The organism is Mycobacterium angelicum (genome assembly GCF_002086155.1).
GTDB classification, from domain to species: Bacteria; Actinomycetota; Actinomycetes; order Mycobacteriales; family Mycobacteriaceae; genus Mycobacterium; species Mycobacterium angelicum.
This window is the reverse complement of record NZ_MVHE01000142.1, coordinates 1-4,017: the sequence shown is the minus strand read 5'-3', so window position 1 is coordinate 4,017 and position 4,017 is coordinate 1. Positions and strand designations below refer to the sequence as shown.

1 protein-coding gene is annotated in these 4,017 nt (G+C 78.9%); it reads left to right on the top strand.

Annotation, left to right across the window (positions count from 1 at the left end; all coding sequences use genetic code 11):
* Positions 1-38 precede the first annotated feature (38 nt).
* On the top strand, positions 39-4,017 hold a 3,979-nt coding region (locus tag BST12_RS34440; protein WP_425437428.1), incomplete at its 3' end, for a PE family protein.

Below are 4,017 nucleotides of genomic sequence, written 5' to 3'. Positions count from 1 at the left end.
CTGGCGGCTCGGGCGGAGTTTCTACTACTGCCGGCGGGATGGGCGGCAGCGGCGGCGACGGCGCGAACTTCTTCAGCGCGGGCCCGGGTGGCTTCGGCGGCACGGGCGGCAACGCCGGCCCCGGCGGGCCGGGCGGCAATGGCGGCTTCCTCGGTACGGCCGGCCATGTGGGCGCCAACGGCGTCGGCGGGACCGGTGGGACCGGCGGCACCGGCGGGGTCGGTTTCACCGGCAGCAACGGGATCGACGATCCCTTCTCACCCAACCCGGGTAATCCGGGTGGCCAGGGCGGGCCCGGCGGTCAGGGTGGGCTTGGCGGTGCCGGCATCGCAGGAGTCGGCGGCGGCCAGGGCGGCCAGGGTGGTGTGGGCGGCCAGGGTGGTACCGGCGGGACCGGCGGTAACAACACCGGCGATACCGCTGGCATCGGCGGCGCCGGTGGTCAGGGCGGGATGGGCGGTATGGCAGGTCACGGCGGCGCCGGAACGGACGGCGGCGCGTTCGGCGTCAACGGCACCGGTGGCGCGGGCGGTACGGGTGGTGCCGGCGGGCAGGGTGCAACCGGTGGCGCTGGGACCAGCGACCCGTCCTTGCCCACCGCCGGTAAGCCGGGCGGCACCGGTGGGCCGGGCGGCCCGGGTGGCTACGGCGGCTTCGGCATCGGCGGATCCGGCGGTGGTGCAGGTGGTCACGGTGGCACCGGCGGACAGGGTGGCTCGGGCGGGGCGGGCGGCGCCAACACCGGCACCACCGGTGGCGGCGGTGCCGACGGCGGGAACGGCGGTACCGGCGGCGATGCCGGATTGGCCGGAGCGGGAACCGACGGCGGTGCGGCGGGCACTGCGGGCACGGGCGGCGTGGGCGGTCACGGCGGTGCCGGCGGGGCCGGCGGGCAAGGCACGACGGGCACCGTCGGAAAGATCGGCGGCACCGGCGGCCAAGGTGGTCAAGGCGGCCAGGGTGGCCAAGGCGGCTTGGGCAATGGCGGCACCAATGGCATTGGGGGTGCCGGCGGCACGGGTGGCATCGGCGGTCAGGGCGGCACTGGTTTCGCCCAGACCGCCACGGACAAGGCCACCGGCGGTGGGACCGGCGGCATCGGCGGCGCGGCCGGGCTTGCCGGCGCGGCCGGCACCGGCGGAACCGGCGGCGCTGCGGGTGTGGGAGGTACCGGCGGCCAGGGCGGCCAGGGCGGTACCGGCGGGGTTGGCATGCAAGGACAGTCGGGCAGCAAGGGCGTTGATGGCGGCCTCGGCGGGAACGGCGGCGACGGCGGTAAAGGCGGCCAGGGTGGTTCGGGCGTCGGTGGCACAAACGGCATCGGCGGCACCGGCGGTACCGGCGGCGCCGGTGGTCAGGGCGGCACCGGCTTCGACAGTGACGGCATCAGCAAAGCCACCAATGGCGGCAAAGGCGGCATCGGCGGCGGCGCCGGCCTGGCCGGCGGCGCCGGCACCGGGGGCACCGGCGGTACCACGGGCAAGGCGGGCACCGGCGGTGCCGGCGGGCAAGGAGGTACCGGCGGGGCCGGCGCACAAGGCATTGCGGGCAGCAAGGGTGTCAACGGCGGCGTCGGCGGTCAGGGCGGTAACGGCGGTGAAGGCGGCCAGGGTGGCTCCGGTATCGGCGGCATCAACGGCACCGGCGGTGCCGGTGGCGTGGGTGGCGTCGGCGGTCAGGGTGGTACCGGCTTCGCCGAGACCGGCACCGACAAAGCCACCGGAGGCGGCAAGGGCGGCATGGGCGGCAACGCCGGCACGGCCGGAATTGCCGGGACCGGGGGCACCGGCGGCGCCACGGGTGCGGCCGGCATCGGTGGTACGGGCGGCAAGGGCGGCACAGGTGGGGCCGGGGCGCAAGGCGCCGATGCCACCAAGGGCTTCGACGGCACCGTGGGCGGCGACGGTGCCGACGGCGGTGACGGTGGCCAGGGCGGCTCGGGTCTCGGCGGCGTCAACGGCTCCGGTGGCGCCGGCGGCACCGGCGGCGCCGGCGGCACCGGGGGCGCCGGCTTCACCGACGACGGCAGCAATAACGCCACCAAGGGTGGCATGGGCGGCAACGGTGGCAAGGGTGGCAGCGGCGGAGTGATCGGCGTGGGCGGAACCGGTGGCACCGTTGGCGCCGCCGGCACCGGCGGCGCCGGGGGCGACGGCGGTGTAGGCGGTACGGCCACCAGTGCCGGCGGTGTGGCCGGTGATGGCGGTGACGGCGGCCGAGGCGGGCAGGGCGGCCAAGGGCTCGACGGGCCGATCGGTGGTAACGGCTACGTCGGCGGCCTGGGCGGCGCCGGCGGTGCCGGCGGCCAAGGCGGTTCCGCCGACCCCACCGGAACCAGCGGCAGCGGCGGCGGCGGCGGCGAAGGCGGCGGCGGTGGTATCGGCGGGGCCGGCCACGTCGACACCGGCAGCAACAACGCCGGCGCCGGCGGCCAGGGCGGCCAGGGCGGCCAGGGCGGTGGCGGCGGTGCGGCCGGCACCGGCGGTGCCGTCGCGGGCACGGCGGGCTCGGCCGGCTCCGGCGGCATCGGTGGCGACGGCGGCAAGGGCGGCGCGACCGTCACCCTCAACGGCACCGCCGGGGCCGGTGGCCAGGGCGGGCAGGGCGGCCAGGGCGGCACCGGCATCGACGGCCCAATCGCGGGCACCGCTGGCGAGGGCGGACAAGGCGGTCAAGGCGGCCTTGGCGGCACCGGTGGCGGCGCCATCACCGGCGCCACCAACGGCGCCGGCGGCCAGGGCGGGCAGGGCGGTCAGGGCGGCACCGGCGGCGTCGGCCACGCCGACACCGGCATCAACAACGCCGGCACCGGCGGGACCGGCGGCCACGGCGGGCAGGGCGGCTTAGGCGGCGCGATCGGTAGCGGCGGCGGCGGCGGGACCGTGGGCGCCGGCGGAACCGGCGGCCAGGGCGGCACCGGCGGGGCCGGCGGAACCGGCTCCAGCAGCGGAAACTCCGGCAACATGGGTGGCCACGGCGGCAAGGGCGGCGACGGCGGCCAGGGCGGTGTCACCATCGGCGGCGTCAACGGCGACGGCGGCCGGGGCGGCACCGGAGGCGAGGGCGGCAAGGCCGCGACGCTGGGCGACAACTCCTTCGGCGGTACCGGCGGCACAGGCGGTGACGGCGGCGACGGCGGCACGATCGGCATCGGTGGCACCGGCGGAGTCGCGGGCGCCGGCGGCACCGGTGGCAGCGGCGGCGCGGGCGGCACCGTGGGCAGCGGCTTTGGCTTCGGCGGTCATGGCGGTCAGGGCGGAGCCGGCGGCCAGGGTGGCGATGGCGTCACCGGCCTGGCCAACGCGACCGCCGGCACCGGCGGCGAAGGTGGCTTGGGCGGCGCAGGCGGTGCCGGCGGCTCCGCGGGCTTCGGCGGGGTCGCCGCCGGCAGTGGCGGTGACGGCGGCCAGGGCGGCCGGGGCGGCACCGGCGGCGCGGGCTTCACCGACAGCGGCAGTGACGACGCCGGCACCGGCGGCACCGGTGGCATCGGCGGTGGAGGTGGTCAAGGCGGCCAAGCCGGCACCACGGGCTTCGGTGCGCCGGGCTCCGACGGCCAGGTCGGCCAGGGTGGCACCGGCGGCACGGGCGGGGTCGGCGGCGACGCCACCAAGAGCGGTCATACCGCCGGGGCCGGCGGCCAGGGCGGTGCGGGCGGCCAGGGCGGCGCCGGCTTGGAGGGGACGACCCAGTTCGGCAACGGCCAGATCGGCGGTTTGGGCGGTAACGGCGGGACCGGCGGCGCCGGCGGCCAGGCCGTCGCCGGTGCGACCAATGGCAGCGGCGGCCAGGGCGGTGCGGGTGGCCAGGGCGGCACCGGCGGCGCAGGCTTCACCGACACGGGCACCGGGGGCGCCGGATGGGGCGGCGGCGGCGGCCAGGGCGGCACCGGCGGTAGCGGCGGTGCCGCCGGTAGCGGCGGCACCGGCGGCGTGGCGGGCGCCGCCGGAACGGGCGGGGCCGGTGGCACCGGTGGCGCCGGTGGCGGCGCCACCGCGGGCTTCGGGTCGGGCGGGC